The following is a 20,020-nucleotide window of genomic DNA, read 5'->3' as shown; positions in this document are numbered from 1 at the left end:
TATAGCAATATTTTTATTCGTATTATTGCACAATATGATTGTCAGTTTTAACGTATACCTTCATTGCTTGCGGCTCCAAAGATTGCGCAGAAAGCCAAGAAATACCTGCTATACCAGCCTTATCGATTTCATCTTTATGAATACGGGCAGACAAAGAAACTTTGCTATGCGATTTCGCAATAAACATAACTGCATCGTGCGAAATGTCTGAAACAGGAATTCTTAAAGATGCATTCGCAGGAATCGTTACGTTTTTTGTAGCAGCTAATACACCATTTAAATCAAATCCTTGCAAACGCACAGAACTATCTTTATCGCTTGAAGAAGAAAGGTATAGAGCTGTTTCATTAGCAGAAACAGGTGAAACAATTGCGCCACTACCCTGCACGTTAGATGGTGTAATAAAAGCTACATCTGATTGATTATCTTTGCCATCTTTAGCAATAGACATCATTACTTGAGTAGGAACATCTCCACTTACGCTCAAAGCATTAACATGCTCTGGAACTTTTCCAAGATCGACAACCTGCAAATGGTGCGCTTTTAACGTCAAATCCTTTACTTCTTTAGAACCTGTATCATTCATCCATGAAAGTGTTACATTACCATCTTTACTTGGCCATACATATAACTTAGATTGATCGCCTTCACTAATACCTGAAAGAATATTTGTGTTAGATTGAGTGCTTAATTCATGAACAATATCTACACCTTTTACAGATAAGCCACTCATATGAACGACTTTTACAAATGATGCTATAGGTGTCTGCTCGCTTTCAACTTGCACGTATAATCCAGAAGTCTTAGGAGAAGCAGCAGCAAGATCAAAATATGCATGAGAACGAGCAGGAACAGTAAAAGCACTTCCTGTAGAAAGATTTAACTGATTGCTACCGTGTTCTGCAGACCAAGCTTTAACACGAACAACAGTAGATTTTGAAGCAGCATTAAATGCTTCTAAACGAATAGAAATTCCATCAGCAGATTCTGGAACTAGGAATGTCTGTTTCATAGACGGCATTGAACAGGTAGTTGCAGATAAACCTTTTACGTCACCTTTAGTAGCCCACGAAACCATGGAAGCAGATATTCCAGTGCCAGATCCAACTCGTGACAAATGTCCTTCTAGAACTTGAGCGTCGTGATTTACATTATTGTTAGCAATAAAAGCTGACGTATCATCATCAGTTGATTTTGAATTCAACGTAATAGATTGATCATTGCTATCGCGCATGTTACGCAAGCTAGAACTATACACATCCCCAAAAGCACCATAACGAGCAGAAGATTGTAAATCGCCTTCTGATTCGTTATATTCGCTATCACCATATTGAGTCAAATCTGGAAGAGACAATCGAATAGGGCAAATAGTTTGCAAACGAGTAGAACCAACACTACTTACAACGCCACTAGATGGAGTATTAGGATTATCTACAAGTTGAGGCATCGGTAGGCATAATGCAACAACACATGCAGAAGCAATGAGTATTATTGCACTAAAGATAGCAAGTGAGACAATAGTAACTATTTTGTTCTTGCGATTAATATCTACATCTGCATTTACTTCACCATGCTTAGAGCCCTCATGAGGATTTTTATGCCAGCTCATCTAATTCCTCCTCATGTCTGTCATCTGAACGCTCTATCATTGCATGTCTGCCAAATCGAGGCACAGCAACAATACAGTACAGCAGTAATACCATAGAAGAAACAATAATCCAAGGAACTCTCCACGCAAGAGGCCTAGATCGATAATACGGAGATGTAGAAGACAACGACTTAGAATCAGGCACACCATCAAATCTGCAATAAGTTCCTTGCGGTGATGAAACAACCAATTGTGTACCGTCAGAAGCGTTAACGTGTGCAATTAATTGTTCAGTAGCTTCTTTGTTAACATTACTTACAGTTTGTACAGAAGGATGTAACAATTGTTGTATTGACATAGAAGTTTTATGAGGAACCTTCTTATCTTCCGGACTATTAACGATATAAATACCGCCAATTCCAAGTTGCTTTAACGTTGATATTGCGCCATTATCTGCATGAGATAACAATTGTGCTGATGCGCGATATATTGCTTTATTGCTTGACGAATCGCCAAACATTACTTGTCTAACACGAAGAGCTGGAGATTCGTCTATTGCATCTCCCTTAGATGTTCGCATAATAGAAATTGACAAATCATGACTACTTTGAGCTCTTAAAGCAAGTATTCGTCGAGTATCGTCTTTTCGCAAATAATCAGAAACAACCATAGGAAGCTCATTGTTATTTGCGCAAATAGATGTAGCCGGTCCGCTCAATACAGCAAAAAGACCCAAAAGAACAGCCATAGTCAACATACCACTTGCAAGACCAGCGCGCGCTATGCGAATTATGTGCTGCAACAATCGTGCAGCAGAGCGGCGCATTGCAGCACGCCTATCTGCACGAGTTTTATAGTTTTCAAAAGTTTTAGATTCAGATTCCTTCGAAGCACGTAGTGGCTCAAAGCGACGAACAGCTTGACCAGCAACCATGCACATACAAGATAAAATGCCAACAGCAGATAATGCAACTCCAGGCAAAACGCTTGCAGCAACGGGTCCTGAAACATCGGATGCAACTACAATACGAGCAGAAACAAGAGATAGCAACATTCCGGAAATAATCACAACCCACATCATTCGAGAAACTCGCAAAGCAAAAGGCAAAGTTAATGACGCAATAGCCATAACAACAGCTAGAATTGCAAAAATTACCATTATTATTGTTCTCAAGCTCATCAATGGCATATTAATTTCAACATTAGGAGAAGCCATATTAAAAGCGTGCAACAAAACATCAGCGTAATCACTTACGCGTGGAGCACCTTGTACACTTCTAAACGGCAAAGCCATACTAGAGAACAATTGACGCCACATTCCAGATTCGCCATATCTAATAGCACTTCCTATTGTAGGTAGCAAAACAATTATCGATGGTATAGGCATAAGCGCAAACATAATACGATGAGAGCGCACCATAATAAACGATGCAATAAAAATAACAATAAGAGGCAAAACAAGCTGCGGTTCTGCAGCTACTGGAACCATAAAGCATAATGCTGCGCATGCTGCACATTGAGTGGATTTAACAGGACGCACAGGATCTTCTGTTACGTACATTCCAACTGCATGGAATGCAAAAGCAAATGCCGCAGGCAAAAATGTCATAGTCATTAACATTGGCAAATCACCGCGCGCAAACAAGCCAAAAGCAATAGCAATCATAGTCCAGCAAATACCAGCGCATACACGTACAGTATCCGAGCGCGTAAATACGCCAGCAAGAGCCCAAAAACTTAAACACATAGCTGGAGCAGCTAAGAAGAACATTAGCGTAACAGCCAACAACGGGTTAGCACCAACTACAGTTGATGCAATCGCCCAAATACTTAGCCATGGTGCTGGAGGAATTGCAGGTCCAAAACCATCATCAGGAACCCATGCGCCAATAGCAGAGTTCCATAACTGATTGAAATCTGCGCCCGTTGGTAACCATTGCTGCGCGTTCCAAGAAGCGCCACTTAAAATTTCACGCCATGGAGAACCATATAAATTCAATATGACTGCAAAAAGAAGAAGAGCCGCAAGAATAACAGCACTCCACCTACGCAACACTCGAATATGCAAATGGCGTTTTGCGAGAGGGCTTAACAGCACTAAATGCTGTTGAGCTTGGAAAGCAGAACTACGATCACGCCAACGTGCAACTTGATGACGATCTGCGATAAGAGGAACAAGTCGCTTTAATGGAACACGCGTATTCCTTGCAACCCTTCTGCGAGCAAAAATAGCTCTAGGCAATTGCATAATAGCAAGCCATGGCAAAAGCAAACGAATCCATGCTATATAAGGATGTTTAGCAAAAAGAGAGTGCAAAGCACCAACTAAACAAGCAGGCAAACTAAGAATCCATATGAGAGGCCACAAAAAAACACTAATATCAGTGTATTTGTAACGCTGCTTAGCCACGAGAGAAGAGGCTACACCATACTTAGATCCTGAATTATTATGATTTCTAGCATCACCGTTACGAGTACGTATACCTTCTAACCTTGCACGCCTGTGTGCGATACGAGCTGAAGGAACTACAACAACACGACCTCCAGATAGACATACTCTACGACAAAAATCTCTTGATTCACCAAAAGTTGTCATCCATGGTTGTGTACCGCGTAAAGTCTGCCATGCAGTTAGCGTAACTAAAGCACCTGCCAACGATACTGCGTATACATCTCCACGACCGTCATACTGTTCTTGATCTGGCTCGCCGTCAACTGTAAGAGTATGAACACCGTGGCGCCAAGCATACATTCCAACGTTGTGCAAGATATTTCCTTGCCAATCAACTTGTTTAGCTCCCAGTACTGATGCAGTCGGAGTATTGCGCCAAGTTTCGCGCAAATATTCTAAGCAATGAGAGTCTGCAGGACGAGAATCATCATGCAAAAGCCATAATGCAGAAACTCCTGCACAAGGCAAAATCTTACGCAAAGACTTTTCTATTGCATCTCCAAAAGAATGAGCAGAAGAAATAGGAATAATAATTATACGTACAGATTTATTTTCACTATTGTTTACACGAGTATTATTTACGCTATTAGTATTTGGTTTATATTTTGAATCGTTGTCAATTTCATTATTGGAATCGATATTGCTAGCATTCTGCAGTAATGATTTTCTAGTATTAATTTCTCCCGTAAGCATAGATGAATTAATTTTTACTTGTAAATTCGTTTGCATAGTCTGCTTTACTCGACTAGCACAATCGACTATTACTAAAGTTCCAGGAAGAATTGATTGACTTAGTACTGCATGTAACGTATCAGCATAAAAACGAGTGTCTCGCTCCACACACATCATTGCCATAATAGACGAATCTACATCATGAGGATGCGCATCTTTTGCGGATGAAAGCACCTGTAAAACTTCGTCTTCAAATGTAAGATTATGAGCGGTTATCGAATCCATACTTACCAGTTTACGCAGGGGGTATGTATCCGCCAAAACACAAGTCGTAATTTTAAATAAATTTATACATATTTTATTAATATTTTTGCTCATATTAGTCAGCACATTACATATAAATTTAATTAGAATATTTGCGTAAACTTATTAAAATTTTCATTAAAAAATCAAATAACATTCAACACAACCGAACGCAATAAATCTCATTGCCGTGTGCTATAATTGCGCGTTATATGTGTCCATTGAATATTGGTTTTATTCGATGGAAAAAGAAACGATATTGCCACAACCTAAAAGGTTCCTCATTATTGAGAAAGAGGGTACGATGACAACTTCACGGTATCATGAAGACATGCGGTACCAACCAAGCGAAGATTGGAATTCAACTCCTCACCATAGCCTTGGTTATAGAATGATTAACCGCACGCGCAAGATACTGTGCATGTTTGTTATTTCAGTACTTACATTCTTTTCAACAATAATAGCCGCAGTATGGTTAGATTTTTCTTCTGCTGTAAGCAGCAGAGTTGTAAGCGTTATATCTAAAGATCCAGAAGCTAATCAAGCACTTGATATCAATGCAGGAAAACCAGTAACTTTTCTTGTTTTAGGCCAAGATTCTCGTGATGGAAACAATCAAAGCTTCACGCACGACGGCGAAACTGGTGATCATCAATCAGATACTACTATGGTAGTTCAAATTAGCGCAGATAGATCATACATGAATATTGTTTCTATTCCACGAGATTCTATGGTAAACGCACCAGAATGTGACACTACAAAAGGACATATTCCTGCAAGAAAACATGTGATGTTTAATTCGATCTTCGCCTTAGGATATGCACAAGGCGGAGATTTAGCTTCAGCAGCATCATGCTCCTTAAAAGCTGTTAATTCACTTACCGGTTTAAATATTCATCATTTTATAGTCGCTGACTTTAGCGGATTAAGCAATATGATTGATGCAGTTGGCGGCGTATCATTATGCATACCAGCAGCAACTCGCGATACTTATACGGGCGTGAATTTCAAGCAAGGAATGCAGCATCTTAATGGTCGACTTGCTACTCAATACGCTAGAATGCGTCACGATACTGCAAGCGATGGCTCTGACATAATGCGAACAACAAGACAGCAATACTTGATTAAACAGCTTTTACATCAAGCAATGTCTAAAAACTTATTCACTCAAACAAGCGAGCTTTATCAGCTTGCAAAAGCATCGTTAGGAGCATTAAATATAAGTGAAGGCTTGGCAAATCCTACCACTTTAGTCGGTTTGGCATTAAGCATGCGTAAATTAGATTCTTCACATATTTACGCGCGTACTACTCCTGTTATTCCAGACCCTTATGATTCAAATCGTGTTGTGTGGTCCGATGAAGCAGACGATATTTGGGATTTAATGCGCGAAAATAAACCGTTATCGCTAAATCATAAAACTAACGGAGCTAACAAAAATAATGCCAATAATTCGTCTAAAAATGCGAACGATCAAGACAATGAAGACGCAGATGACGATAACAATATAAGCGAAAACAACAAGCTTAATCAAACTACAAATCCAAAGAAAATGGGACGTGTTGATCCAAAAACAGGATTAATAAAAAATTCTCAAGGTCAATTTATTGATCCAAATACTGGAGGAATTGTGGATCCTGAAAATGGAACTATTCGTGATTCACAAACAGGACAATACGTTGGTTTTGCAGACAAGTATGCAAACAATGTGCTTTGCGCTGTGCCTAGAAAAAAGTAAACAATTAAGCAAGATGTAATGTGTGAGTATATAATGTACGAGCATAAGACTTGTATATTATATACTCATAGTCATTGAAGATATATGACGCATATGCTTATTTTGGAGGATGCATGAATTCGCGACTGTATGAGGACCCTTCTGAAGATAATCTAAACCCACCTATCTTCACTCCTTCTCATAATAACGATTCATCTAACTCAAACGTGCCTCCTAGTTTCACTCCAAAACGCGCGCAAAAAGACAAAACAAATCCTAATCAACTTCCAACTCAAGCTCCATCTTTTGCGCCTACATCTCAAAGACCAAGAATCTTAAAAAGTCCAGAACAATTTTCTTCTAGACCTGTTTCTTACGCATCGCAATTGCAAGCAAGACAAACACCGCGCACAAGTTCTATTTCACAAATGCGTATTCCAACAACTATAAATAAAGCAGTTGGGGGCGCAGCAAAACTACTACCGCACAAACCACGTAGAATTTTACATGCATTTATTGCAATCTTTATTGTTCTAGCAGTAGCTGCAACTGGTTTTGGAGTATATTCGTGGAACTGGGTTGACTCAAGAATTAACCGCACTACTTGGCTTACTAATACTCCTAGCACTCAAGGCAAAGCATGGCTTATTCTTGGCTCCGATCAAAGAGAAGGCGAAGAAGCTAAAGAGATAACAGGATTTAGAACAGATACTATTCTTGTATTGACAAAGCCGAGCAATGGTCACAGTTCTCTAATTTCTATTCCTCGAGATTCTCTTGTTTCTTTAAATGGCGAACAAGTAAAAATTAATAGCGTTGCGCAAGCAGCTGGAAATAAAGCATTAACAGCAACAATAGAAAAAATTACAGGTCATCACATTGACCATGTTGCAGAAATACGTTTTGGTGGTCTTACTAATGTTGTTAACGCTATAGACGGCATTGATTTATGCTACAACCGTACAGTAAGCGATAAGTTTAGCGGACTAAATTGGACTTCTGGATGCCATCATGTTGATGGAAATACAGCGTTAGCATTTTCTAGAATGCGATACGCAGATCCAGAATCTGATTTTGGACGAGCTGCACGTCAACGAATGGTTATTGCAGCTATTATGAAAAAAGCTTTAGATCACAATACATTATTGAATTTTGGAAAAGTAAAAAAGCTTGCTGAAACGGGACTTGCTTCAGTTATTTTTGACGAGAAAACCAATCCAGGAACATTATGGGAAATGGCTCAAGCATTCAAAGAAGCAACTGGACCGTCAGGCATATCTGGAACAGTATATTGGACGAATCCTGATTATCAAGTTCCAGGAGTTGGTTCATCAGTGCTTCTCGATGATGCTAAAAACTTAGATTTATTCAATCAACTTGCATCAGGCACTCATAAACCTGGATCAGTTGGAACTCTTGCGGAGCAACAATAATTTCGAAGTATTGTTGTATAAACAACACTTCAATTAGATACCATAACTTAGAAAGCACTAAACTCGTATCTTTTAACCACAATCTTGCATAAGTATTGCACAAAAATCAAAAATATTGTCTCATACATTTATGAGTAACAAATCTAATACAGGAATGTCTACGACTAAAGTACTTATGCATGTACAGATGGCAGCGAGTATAGTTCCAATATTCGCTCACATAGCGTTGGCTATAATGGCATGGATGCAAAATAATTGGATGATGCTAACCATGATTATTCCAAGCATTATGATGTATATAGCAAGTCTTATTCCACAAATTTTTCAATACATGTCTGAGAAAAATTCTGTTCAAAGTGTTCAACAAGATCAGCAAATTCAATTATTAAACACTACGCAATCGTCAAATAACTTAACTTATAATCAACAAACTGTAGAAAGTCTGCCAGATGCTATTACGCCAGTTAGTTTAGAAACATTACTTATGAGAAGAAATGCAATTCCTAATACGCAGCATCACTGGAAAGAAGTATTGCAAACATGGTTAAAAAATGCAGGAACATACGATACAAAAAACAAATCTAATAGTATTAAAGAAAATCTAAATACAAATATTTATAACTACTTGCCTAATTCAAAAACTAAACACCTTATAGCTCCACTTGGAATAAGCAATAATGGATACTGCTATTTAGATTTAATTAACAATGGGCCACATGCTTTAGTTGCTGGAACAACTGGTTCTGGTAAATCAGTACTTCTTACGACTTGGTGTTTAGCTTTGGCTTTTCAATACAGCCCACAGCAGCTACGGTTTGTTTTTATGGATTTTAAAGGAGGAGCAACTTTTGACATACTATCTAAACTCCCACATGCTATGGGAAACGTAGGAGATTTGAATCTTAAACACGCAATACGCGCTCTAAAAGGTCTCGAACTAGAACTAGATAGACGAGAAAGACTAGTAGCTCATAATGGATGTAGCAATATTGCACAAGTAACTCCAGCTGAGCCTTCATTACTTATTGTTATTGACGAATTTCATGCTTTAAAAGATCAACTCCCCGACTATATGCCTCGTCTTATACGAATTGCATCAGTAGGCAGATCTTTGGGAATGCATATTATTGCTGGAACTCAAAATCCACTCGCACAAGTAAGCGCAGATATGAAAGCTAATATTTCTATTAATATTTGCTTAAGAGTTAGAGACGGAATGCAATCGCAAGAATTATTAGGAACAGCGCATGCAGCTAAAATAAGCCCAAATACACCAGGAGCCGCATATTACAATATTGGAGAAGGAGTAGCATCCTTGCGATGTGCTCAAAGCAGCAATACCGCACATTTAGTACGAGCAATACAGTTAGCTGGCAGATTCTGCCATCATGATCATTCTCCAGAATTATTTAGCAAACCATTGCCGTCGATTCTTTCATCAAAGCAACTCGCAGAGTATTCAAATAATTACAAATATAAAAATTCGGAGCAAAAAATATCTCAAAGTTTACGTACTCAAGAATTTAATACTAAGAATATTATTATTGGTTTGCAAGACGATACCATACACTTATATCCTGCTCTATTGCCAATTCACCTTGGGAATATAGCTGTTATTGGTAGTAGAAAACAAGGCAAAACAACAATATTAAAAATAATTTCTAAAACTTTAAACCTGCCAATATATTCAGGAAAATCACTATGCGAGCAAAACATTAATAACATTTACAACGAAAATACGCCAATTATTATTGACGATGCGGATGAATTGCTTGATCCGCTAAATACTAAACAAACTGCTATTGCTTTTCAAAAAAGATTAAATAGTAAACAATGCCCAGTTATTATGAGCACTAGCACTTCTCGCTACTTACGTTTACCTGAGCAAGCGCCAGCGAGGATAATATTTCCAACAGGAGATATTGGCACAGATACAATGCTTGGAATACCTTCTGCTTTATCTAAAAGTTTTGATATTGAAGACTATCAACTTCCAGGACGATGTGTTTTAATCACTCCAGGATCAGCAAGTTTAACTCAAATAGTGCACGTAGAATAAAATTTATTCATAGTGACTCATCTTGACTTTTACGTGCGCGCATTGCTCTACGTTTTAGAGTTCTACGCTCATCCTCGCTTAATCCTCCCCAAACACCATAGTCTTGGTTAGTTTCTAATGCGCATCTTAAGCACTCTGTTGCAACGTCACATGAGCGACATACTGCTTTTGCTTCTTCAAGCTGTTGAAGTGCAGTACCAGCACTTCCAAGAGGAAAGAACAGTTCAGGATCTTTGTCACTACATGCTGCTGTTGTGCGCCAATCAAACGAGTTGTTCATGAATTATTATCCTCATTTCTTACCTACAACGGTGAGCTTTAGAAGTTCCCCTGAATGTAAGGAAATCATGAAAAGAAAGTTTTTTCAAGGCATTTTGCATCTTTATTAGCAATTTTAATTTTCCCTATACTTTTTACACTAAATTTATATTATTTAATGCATGTTGGAAAACAATTTTTTACGTAAAGCTACTCAATACCAGATACGCGCAATTTAATGTCTAACACTACCCTAGTTCCGCCCTCTCTTCGAGGAGACCAACGAACTGTGCCACCAAAATCGTTAGTGACAAATGTGTTTATGATTTGCGTTCCAAGACCAGACCCAGATGGTTTAGCCATTCCATGAGAAGACTCGCTATCTATGCCATCTCCATCATCTTCAACGACAATATTAAGATTGTCTCCGCCTCTACCAACTGCAATACGAATATGACCTTTTTCACGACCTTCAAAACCATGTTCAACTGCATTCGTCACTAGCTCAGTTAAAACAAGAGACAATGGTGTAGCATCCTGAGCTGCTAATCTGCCAAATTTTCCAACAAAATCAATATCAATATTTTGATTCTGAGATGCCAACTCAATTGACATCTTCAACAAACTCGAAATAACTTTGTCAAAATCAACAATTTCGTCGGCAGTTTGGCTTAAGCCTTCATGAACTAGTGCTATAGTTTGCACACGACGTTGAGCTTCTTCAAGTTCTTTTCTAACTTCAATAGATTTTGTTTTGCGAGCTTGCAAACGCAAAAGAGCAGAAACAGCCTGTAAATTGTTTTTTACACGATGGTGTATTTCAGAAATAGTGGCATTCTTAGTGCGCAATTCTTGCTCACGCCGCAAAACTTCAGTAACATCACGGCATAACACTACTGCTCCAACACGATTATTTGGCCCCCACAGAGGCAAAGAGCGCATAGAAACTATAGAATGGTTCGCTTCAAGTTCGCAATCCACATCAGCTTTTCCAGTTAGTACAAGAGGTAAACTTTCAGGAACATTGTCGTTCGTATGCAACAGCCTAGTGCCAAATTCGCTTAAATATTCACCTTGCATAGTGTTTAATCCGCCAAGTCTGCGGAAACAACTAATGGCATTAGGAGAAGCATAACGAACTATTCCATCGTCTTCTAGCACAATAAAACCATCGGATACTCGAGCATTATGTCGCTGATTTAATACAGATTCATGATATGGGAATTGTTCACGAGGAATCATGTCAAATAAAGTTTTACCAGCATTAATGCTTTCGGTTTCATAACGACCATTAGATTCACGCGTTGCCAAATTAGTTTCGCGCATAACCAATCCGAGAGTTTTACCCCTATGACGAACTGGAGCATAAACGTAGCACACGGTAGCTCTACCAATAGAGCGTAAGGTTGAAGAGTGGAAACTTGTCTCAGATTTCATCGCCTCATTAAGCTCAGGCACTAAAGAATCATCTAATTTTTTACCTAACAAATCATCAGTACGCAAAGTAATAGCTGTTGAAGGACGACATTGTTCAGCAACAACATAATCACCGTCACCATTTTGAATAATCAGCAGCAAATCTGCGAAACTCAAATCTGCAATAACCTGCCAATCTGCCACCAAATGGTGAAGCCACTCACGATCACTGTCATTAAAATCAGGACGAGTAGCAAGAATGTTAGAAAAATCAGCCATAATGTAATAATATATCGGACTCACAGAAAATTCTGCGATGCATGTTGTTGTTTTGAACAAGAAAACCGCTCCTCCTCAATTAAGAGAAGAAGCGGTTTAATAATTTATAAATTATTCTTTAAAACTAGAAGCCAAACTTAGCAGCAGTTTCGCGCAAAGTTTCAGCAGAACGCTTCAAAGCAGCCAACTCACGATCAGAAACTGGAGTGTTTAGACGAGAGTTTACACCATTGCGATTAAGCAATGTTGGCACAGACATGCACACATCAGAAATACCGTGGAAGTCATCAAGCAAAGAAGACACTGGAAGAATGCGGTTAGTGTCGCGAAGAACAGCCTCAACAATATCTACACCAGACATAGCAATAGCGTAGTTTGTTGCACCCTTACCGTTGATAATCTTGTAAGCAGCGTTAACAACTTCCTGGTGGATCTCTTCACGCTTAGCAGCATCAAGTGGCTCATGACCTGGAAGAGCGTTCCAATCACACATTGGAACACCACCGATGGTTGCAGAAGCCCACAGAGGAACTTCAGAGTCACCGTGTTCACCAGCAATGTATGCGTGAACGTTCTTAACATTAACGCCAGTGTGCTGAGCGATCAAGAAACGAAGACGAGCGGAATCAAGGTTGGTACCAGAACCAAACATTTGGTTTGCTGGAAGACCAGAAAGCTTCATAGAAACGTGCGTAACAACATCAACAGGATTAGTAATCAACATGTAAATTGCGTTAGGAGCAACCTTCACAACGTTTGGAATGATTGACTTCATGATGTTGATAGTTGCACCTGCAAGCTCCAAACGAGTCTGACCTGGCTTCTGGCGAGCGCCAGCAGTAATCACAACCATGTCAGCATCACGGCAAATTTCTACATCGTCAGAACCGGCAATAGAAACTGCAGGATAGAAGCTAGAACCATGCTGCATATCCAAAACTTCAGCTTCAACACGTTCCTTAGCAATATCTTCAAGCACAATCTCACGCGCAACACCACGCTGAGCAGCAGCGAAAGCGAGAGTAGATCCGACTGCACCGGCACCAATAATTGCAAGCTTAGTTGGCTTAACCTGCGAACTCACCATGAGCAAAAACCTCTTTTCGGCAACCTATTAAACCCTACTCGCATAAAAATACTTAATTTATGCATTACTAAGGGCTGCTCTCACATTAAGAGCTTTTGGTATGAACACCTTTACTCTAATCGCACCACCGGAATTTATTATTACAACGCTACTTTCATAAGTTTTGCAGCTAACGATGGTCCGACCCAAGCAATAAGTTCAACCCCAGAATCTACATATTCTGCTTTTTCAACTACACCATTTTCACGAACTTTTGATAATAATCCACCAAACTCGTACGGCAAAGTTACATCTACACGAACACGAGGTGACGGTAACAATTCTTCTAAACGATTGCGCAATATTTGCAAATTTTCGCCACTAAATGCAGAAACAATAACGGCATCAGGATAAAGAGAAGAAAAACGTTCTCGCGCAGCATCACTCATCATGTCTGATTTATTCAATGCCATAATTTGAGGTATATCTTCTACACCAGAAATATTAGCAAGAACTTCGTTTACTGCATTAATTTGCGAAATAGGATCTGGATGCGAACCGTCAACTACATGCAAAATAACATCTGCTTGTCCAACTTCTTCCAAAGTGGATTTAAATGCTTCAACTAATTGAGTTGGAAGTCTGCGAACAAAACCAACAGTATCTACCAAAGTATAGCTTCTACCATCTTGAGTTTGAGAACGACGTACTGCAGTATCAAGAGTTGCAAACAGTGCATTTTCTACTAATTCTTGTGAACCAGTAAGGCGATTTATAATAGACGACTTGCCAGCATTCGTATATCCAACAACAGCTACAGTTGGAATATCTTGTCGTCTACGAGAACCACGTTTTACATCGCGCGCAGGTGCCATATTTGCAATATCGTGGCGAAGTTTAGAAATACGATTTCGAATAGCTCGACGATCCATTTCGATTTTAGTTTCGCCAGGACCTCTAGAACCAATACCAGCATCGCCTGCAGCTCTACCACCAGCCTGCCTAGAAAGAGCAGCACCCCAGCCTCTTAATCGCGGAAGCATATATTGCAATTGAGCAAGCTCAACTTGAGCTTTACCTTCACGGCTTGTAGCATGCTGAGCAAAAATATCCAAAATAACAGCAGTGCGATCGACAACCTTAACTTTGGTTGCATCTTCTAAAGCTCTACGCTGGCTAGGTGGTAAATCATCGTCAACAATAATCGTATCTGCATCATGTTGAGCAACTACTGCTGCAAGCTCACGCGCTTTACCTGAACCAACATAAGTTGCAGCATCTGGTCTATATCTTTGTTGCAACATGCCATCGCAAACAACAGCACCAGCAGTCTGCGCCAACGCTGCAAGCTCACGCAACGATTCTTCAGCTTGAGCAAGAGTTCCTTTTGCGCTAGACCACACTCCTACTAGCACAACGCGCTCAAGACGAAGCTTTCTATACTCAACCTCGGTAACATCTTGTAATTCGCCAAGACCAGCTACTCGCTTTAAAGCATTACGAGATTCACGCTCCTGCCAAGCTTCATCATGCTTTTCACTGTCCGAAGTAGTGTCTAGAAGCACATCCGAATGAGCATAAAGCACTGCATTATTGGTGAGATTATGCTCATTCATATTAGTAGAATCATTTTCGAGGGAGGAAAAATCGTTTAAATTAAGCGCATCATCTCGCCCGGATGCCACATTACTATCCGCCAACTGTCCCTCCTCTATTTCATTGTAAATAGCGTTTTACAACGTTTGTCTTATTATGGTGACTTGAGACGACAATATATAAACCAATATATATGTATGATATGTAAATAAAGATACAATGGTAAAAAGTATATTAATAAATTTAAATTTATAGGCGAAATACGGTATTTTTGAGCGAGATTATGGAAAGTCATCAACAATTTAAACAATACGATAAAACCAAATCACCAAAATCAGAAAAAACGCAAAAAATCAGTGGCGAACAATACTTTTCTGCAACACCATCATCTTGCGATGAGCGAAGAACGTTACATGTAACTTTGAGAAATCATGAAACTGTTATACAAGTCTCAAACGGAGTATTTAGTGCTTCTAAGCTTGATTTAGGCACGTCTGTTTTGCTAAAACATGCTCCAAAACCACCAGAAAATGGCAAATTCCTTGATATTGGATGCGGATGGGGTCCTATAAGCATTGCAATGGGCTTAGAATCTCCAGAAGCTGAGATTGTAGCTGTAGATGTAAATGAGCGAGCGCTAGAGCTTACTGAACTAAACGCAAAAAACGCTGGCTTAAAGCATATTCGCACTTCTTTAGTAGATGACGCTTTAAAAGAAAATAATACTTTGGAATTTAATAATTTTGATCTCATATGGTCCAATCCCCCAATTCGCGTTGGAAAAGAAATGTTGCACGACATTTTGATGACTTGGATTCCGCGTTTAAAAGTAGGAGGAGCAGCTTACTTAGTTGTGCAAAAAAATCTTGGCTCAGACTCGCTTATTCCTTGGCTTGCTGAAAATCTTGGCGAAAACTACAGCGTTGAAAAATATGCAAGCTCTAAAGGATACCGAATTATAGAAGTACTAAAAAGTAAGCACTAAAGAAGTACCAAAAGTACTAAAGAAGTACCAAAGTAGTACCAAAAAGTAAAAAATTTACGAAAAGAAATATACACTATGAAATTCGACTACCCTGTTGAGCTTCCTATTTGCGCAGCACACGACGAAATAATAGAAGCAATTAAGTCTTCACAAGTCGTGATTGTTTCCGGACAAACCGGCTCCGGTAAAACTACGCAAATCCCAAAAATGGCACTTGAGCTTGGAAGAGGCGGAAGAGGTAAGCAAATCGTACACACTCAGCCTCGCCGTTTAGCTGCACGCACTGTTGCTGAGCGAATCGCAAGCGAAATGGAAGTAAAACTGGGCGAAGAAATCGGCTACCAAGTGCGATTTACCGACGAAAGTTCACCTAAAACAAAGCTTCGAATTGTTACTGACGGTATTTTACTTGCGCAAATTCAGCGAGATCCTCTACTTACTAAATACGACACGATTATTATTGACGAAGCTCACGAACGCAGTCTTAACATTGACTTTTTGCTAGGATATTTAACAACTTTACTTCCGCAAAGACGCGATTTGAAGCTGATTATTACTTCAGCAACAATAGATTCTGCAAAATTCCGTGAACATTTTGAGCAAGCTTTACACATAAAAGTTCCTGTTATTGAAGTTTCTGGACGCACTTACCCTGTGCGAGTTCTTTATGAACCGCTTGGATCCGCTCCTTCACTTATGCGACACGTACCCGGCTTTGCAGACATAACAATGGATGAGGAAACTGTTGCAGAAAGCCAATCTAGCGAAAGCAATCGAGACGATATTACAGATGAAGATATGACATCTGCAGTAACTCGCGCATGTGCTCAATTAGTGATTCATTCAAGCCACGAGCAAGGCGCGCGAGACATTATGGTTTTCGCTTCCGGCGAGCGCGATATTCGCGAATTTGAATCAGGATTACGCTCATATTTTGGCACTCGAGCAAGTGATATGAAGCGAGCTGACGCTATTGAAATAGTGCCGCTTTTTGCGCGTCTTTCTGCAAAAGATCAGCATCGAGTATTTGAACACCACTCTCATCAACGCATTGTTATTGCTACGAACGTTGCTGAAACTTCGCTTACTGTTCCTGGGATTCGATACGTTGTCGATCCTGGTTTTGCGAGAATTAGCCGATATTCCAAGTCTGCAAAAGTGCAAAGGCTTCCTATAGAACCGATTTCTCAAGCGAGCGCAGATCAGCGTTCTGGACGATGCGGACGAATCGCGGACGGTATTGCTATTAGACTTTACTCGCGCGAAGATTACGAAACTCGACCTCGTTTTACAGATCCTGAAATTCTTCGCACTTCGCTTGGAGCAGTAGTATTACACATGCTTTCAGTAGGCGTTGCTAAAACTGGCGAAGATATTACGAATTTCGGTTTTATTGACCCTCCTGATATGAAAGCAGTAAGCGACGGCTTTAATGAGCTTAACGAGCTTGGCGCAATAAGCAGAAAATCAGGTTTCATCACTTTAACTCATATTGGACGCGAGCTTTCGAAATTGCCGATTGACATTCGTTTAGGACGCATGATTATTGAAGCGGCGCGTAAAACTACTCCGAATACTCTTGCTGCAGTGCTTGTAATTGTTGCGTTTTTGAGTTTGCAAGATCCTCGCGAGCGCCCTGAAGAACAGCGTGAAGAAGCAGATAGACTTCATAATCGTTATGCGGATGAAACAAGCGATTTCTTAACTGCTTTAAATATTTGGGATTATATTTTCCAAGCAGACGGAAATATGAGTAATAATGCTCTTCGCAAACTTTGTAAAGCGGAATTCTTCCACTTTTTGCGTTTAAAACAGTGGAAAGATTTAGTTAATCAACTTCAAGACTTGTGTAAAGAGTTGCATTATAAAGTTGGCGAGCCCATTCCATCTAAAAGAGTATCTTTGGAAATTCGTCAACTTCCTAATAATCAGCAGGCTGCTCACAGCTTGTGCTGTTCTTGGGATTCGCAAGGTATACACTCGTCGATGCTTGCAGGCTTGCTTTCTATGTTGGGAATGCAAGTAGTGCGCGAACCGAAAGCTTCAGATTTTGCTAATTTGCACGGATTAGCAAAAATTCGCGCTATGAAACGCGCTCAAAAAATGGCTAAAAACGACTATCAAGGCGCGCGCGGAGGAAGATTCGCAATATTCCCAGCTTCATCTGTTTCTAAAACAACTCCTTCATGGGTTATGTGTACGCAATTAGTTGAAACTTCTAGACTTTGGGCAAGATATTGTGCACAAATCGATCCTGCTTGGGCTGAGCCACTTGCTAAAAATCTTACTAGAATCACGTATTCAGATGCTCATTGGAGCGCTTCTAAAGGTGCTGCTGTAGCAAAATCTAAAGTATTACTATACGGATTGCCTATTGTTCAAGATCGCACAGTTCAATGGGCTAGAGTTAATCCTTACGAAGCCCGAATGATTATGATTCGTCAAGGCTTAGTTGAAGCAGACGTGCAACAGCGTTTTGCACACGATGAGTTTATTTCAAATAATCACAATGTGCTTGAAGACGCAGATAATCAAGCAAATCGCACTCGTCAAATAAGCGAAACTGTAAACGACGAAGATTTATTTACTTTTTACGACACTCGCATTCCTCAAGAAGCAACTACTATTGCAGCTCTTGCAAAATGGTGGAAAGATAATCGCGAAGAAGATCCACACAAGTTAGACTTTAATCCCGATGAAGTTGAACGTTTACAAACTACGCAAAGCACTGATTTAGCTGACTATCCTGACCATTGGAATACAGTTGGTACAGACGGTCAGATTATAAGGTTGCGTTTAAGTTATGTGTATGATCCAGCTAATCCTTTGGACGGCGTAACAGTGCATGTGCCTCTTCACACACTTTCGCGTTTAACTCCTGAAGAATTTACTTGGAATGTTCCAGGTTTGCTTGATGAGCTTATTATTGGCATGATTAAATCTTTGCCTAAAGCTCTACGAGTACAGTTTGTTCCAGCTCCTGACACTGCTCAAAAAATCCGCTCTTGGATTGACGAACATTACGACGAGCTTCCTGGGGTTGAAGAAACAGAAAGAAATATAAAAAGCGAATGGCAAGATTTTAGAGAAGTTTTCACTAAAGCTGCAATTTGTGTAGTTGGAGCGCAAATACATCCGGAAGTTTTCGACGACGAGCAAATAAGCAGACTATCACCATACTTGCGCATGACGTTTAGTGTTGAAGAAAGAAAAGCTAACGAAAATCGCAATAAACCTGCAGGTCGTAACAAGTACTCTAATCGCGTAAAACCTACTATTCTTGGTACCGACAAATCATTAATTGCATTGCAACAGCGTTTTGCAAAAGAAGCACAAGAATCCGCGCGAGAAGTTGTAAATATCAAAGCAAATAAAGCAGCACAAGCTGGGCATGTAATTGAACGAGCAGATTTATTACACAAATCTGGTGCTACAAATCTTTCACGCGCGCAAATGGTTTGGCAAAGTGCATTGAACATGCTGCATTTAGACAATAAGCGCATTACTTCTCGGTGGCTTGGTTCTGAAGCTTTAATGCTCGCATCTGCACCTTATTCAACTTCTAATGCTTTAGCAGAAGACTTGCAAATGTCTGCAGTAAAACGACTAATTGCGAACACAGATAATATTACTGATGATAATTTATTACGCGAAACTGTTGCAAACGTATCTGAAATATACGAGGACACAGTATACGATATAGCGCACGATGTGATCGCAATATTGAAGCGTGATGCAGAAATTAGTAAAACTGTTTCCGGCAAGGCTGATTTGCCTTTGCTTTCAGTGTTGCAATCAATACGCGAACACACTGCAAGTCTTGTATACGAAGGATTTATTGCCAAAACTCCATCTGATTCTCTACCTCGTATTGAACGCTACTTGCATGCAGACGTGATTCGTCTTACTAAAGCTAAAGCAGATAAAAACCGTGACGTGCGTTGGGCTTGGCAAGCAGATGAAGCACATAAGCTTGTAGTAAAATCTCAAGAAGACGCTCAGAAAATCCCAGCGGGACCAGCTCATGACGAGTCACAAATAATCGCTGAGAAATTACGCTGGATGTGTGAAGAATTCTATGTGTCTCTTTGGGCGCAAGAATTGGGAACTGCATATCCGATTAGCATACAACGCATGAGAAAGATAATTGACGGAAAGTAAAAGCTGTTTCGCATATATGCATATATTTTTCTTAG

At 39.7% G+C, this 20,020-nt stretch carries 11 protein-coding genes; 5 read left to right on the top strand and 6 right to left on the bottom strand.

The genetic code is table 11. The features are described from left to right. Positions 1–22: 22 nt before the first annotated feature. Both ACJV2T_RS02630 and ACJV2T_RS02625 read right to left on the bottom strand, forming a co-directional pair. Positions 23–1,609: a DUF5719 family protein gene (locus tag ACJV2T_RS02630; RefSeq protein ID WP_419399043.1), complete on the bottom strand. Its 1,587-nt coding sequence runs from the start codon at positions 1,607–1,609 to the stop codon at positions 23–25. After that, entirely contained in the window at positions 1,596–4,997 is a 3,402-nt protein-coding gene (locus ACJV2T_RS02625; protein ID WP_419399042.1) for a glycosyltransferase family 2 protein, read from the bottom strand. The genes ACJV2T_RS02630 and ACJV2T_RS02625 overlap by 14 nt, the downstream gene beginning before the upstream one ends. Positions 4,998–5,319: 322 nt before the next feature. On the opposite strand from ACJV2T_RS02625, the gene ACJV2T_RS02620 reads away from it, so the two are divergent. The 3 genes from ACJV2T_RS02620 (at position 5,320) to ACJV2T_RS02610 (ending at position 10,224) form a co-directional block, all read left to right on the top strand. Further along, positions 5,320–6,753, top strand: a complete 1,434-nt coding sequence (locus ACJV2T_RS02620) for an LCP family protein (RefSeq protein ID WP_419399041.1) — start codon at positions 5,320–5,322, stop codon at positions 6,751–6,753. A gap of 113 nt (positions 6,754–6,866) precedes the next feature. After that, positions 6,867–8,165: an LCP family protein gene (locus ACJV2T_RS02615; protein WP_419399040.1), complete on the top strand. Its 1,299-nt coding sequence runs from the start codon at positions 6,867–6,869 to the stop codon at positions 8,163–8,165. Between the two features lie 187 nt (positions 8,166–8,352). Further along, positions 8,353–10,224 carry an FtsK/SpoIIIE domain-containing protein gene (locus ACJV2T_RS02610; protein ID WP_419399039.1) on the top strand — a complete coding sequence of 624 codons (1,872 nt, stop codon included), beginning with the start codon at positions 8,353–8,355 and terminating at the stop codon, positions 10,222–10,224. A gap of 7 nt (positions 10,225–10,231) precedes the next feature. On the opposite strand, the gene ACJV2T_RS02605 is transcribed toward ACJV2T_RS02610, so the two are convergent. The 4 genes from ACJV2T_RS02605 to hflX all read right to left on the bottom strand — a co-directional run bounded on the left by ACJV2T_RS02605 (position 10,232) and on the right by hflX (position 14,859). Then, entirely contained in the window at positions 10,232–10,504 is a 273-nt protein-coding gene (locus tag ACJV2T_RS02605; RefSeq protein WP_415686936.1) for a WhiB family transcriptional regulator, read from the bottom strand. A 188-nt stretch (positions 10,505–10,692) separates the two neighbouring features. Then, positions 10,693–12,177, bottom strand: coding sequence for a sensor histidine kinase (locus ACJV2T_RS02600; protein WP_415686937.1), 1,485 nt, complete (start codon positions 12,175–12,177; stop codon positions 10,693–10,695). A 124-nt stretch (positions 12,178–12,301) separates the two neighbouring features. Next, positions 12,302–13,264 carry an L-lactate dehydrogenase gene (locus ACJV2T_RS02595; protein ID WP_004107125.1) on the bottom strand — a complete coding sequence of 321 codons (963 nt, stop codon included), beginning with the start codon at positions 13,262–13,264 and terminating at the stop codon, positions 12,302–12,304. A gap of 140 nt (positions 13,265–13,404) precedes the next feature. Beyond that, a complete protein-coding gene (gene hflX / locus ACJV2T_RS02590) occupies positions 13,405–14,859 on the bottom strand; it encodes a GTPase HflX (protein WP_050543387.1) in 1,455 nt (484 codons plus the stop codon). 263 nt (positions 14,860–15,122) lie between these two features. Here hflX and ACJV2T_RS02585 point away from each other — a divergent pair, with 263 nt between their 5' ends. Together ACJV2T_RS02585 and hrpA are read left to right on the top strand one after the other, a co-directional pair. Next, a complete protein-coding gene (locus ACJV2T_RS02585) occupies positions 15,123–15,824 on the top strand; it encodes a class I SAM-dependent methyltransferase (protein WP_415687790.1) in 702 nt (233 codons plus the stop codon). Between the two features lie 75 nt (positions 15,825–15,899). Beyond that, a complete protein-coding gene (gene hrpA / locus ACJV2T_RS02580; RefSeq protein WP_419399038.1) occupies positions 15,900–19,985 on the top strand; it encodes an ATP-dependent RNA helicase HrpA in 4,086 nt (1,361 codons plus the stop codon). The last annotated feature ends 35 nt before the right edge of the window (positions 19,986–20,020 follow it).

This window comes from Gardnerella phocaeensis, assembly GCF_048545075.1.
Taxonomy (GTDB): Bacteria; Actinomycetota; Actinomycetes; order Actinomycetales; family Bifidobacteriaceae; genus Bifidobacterium; species Bifidobacterium vaginale_J.
Note: the sequence above shows the minus strand (reverse complement) of the source record. Positions and strands in the feature narration are given on the sequence as shown.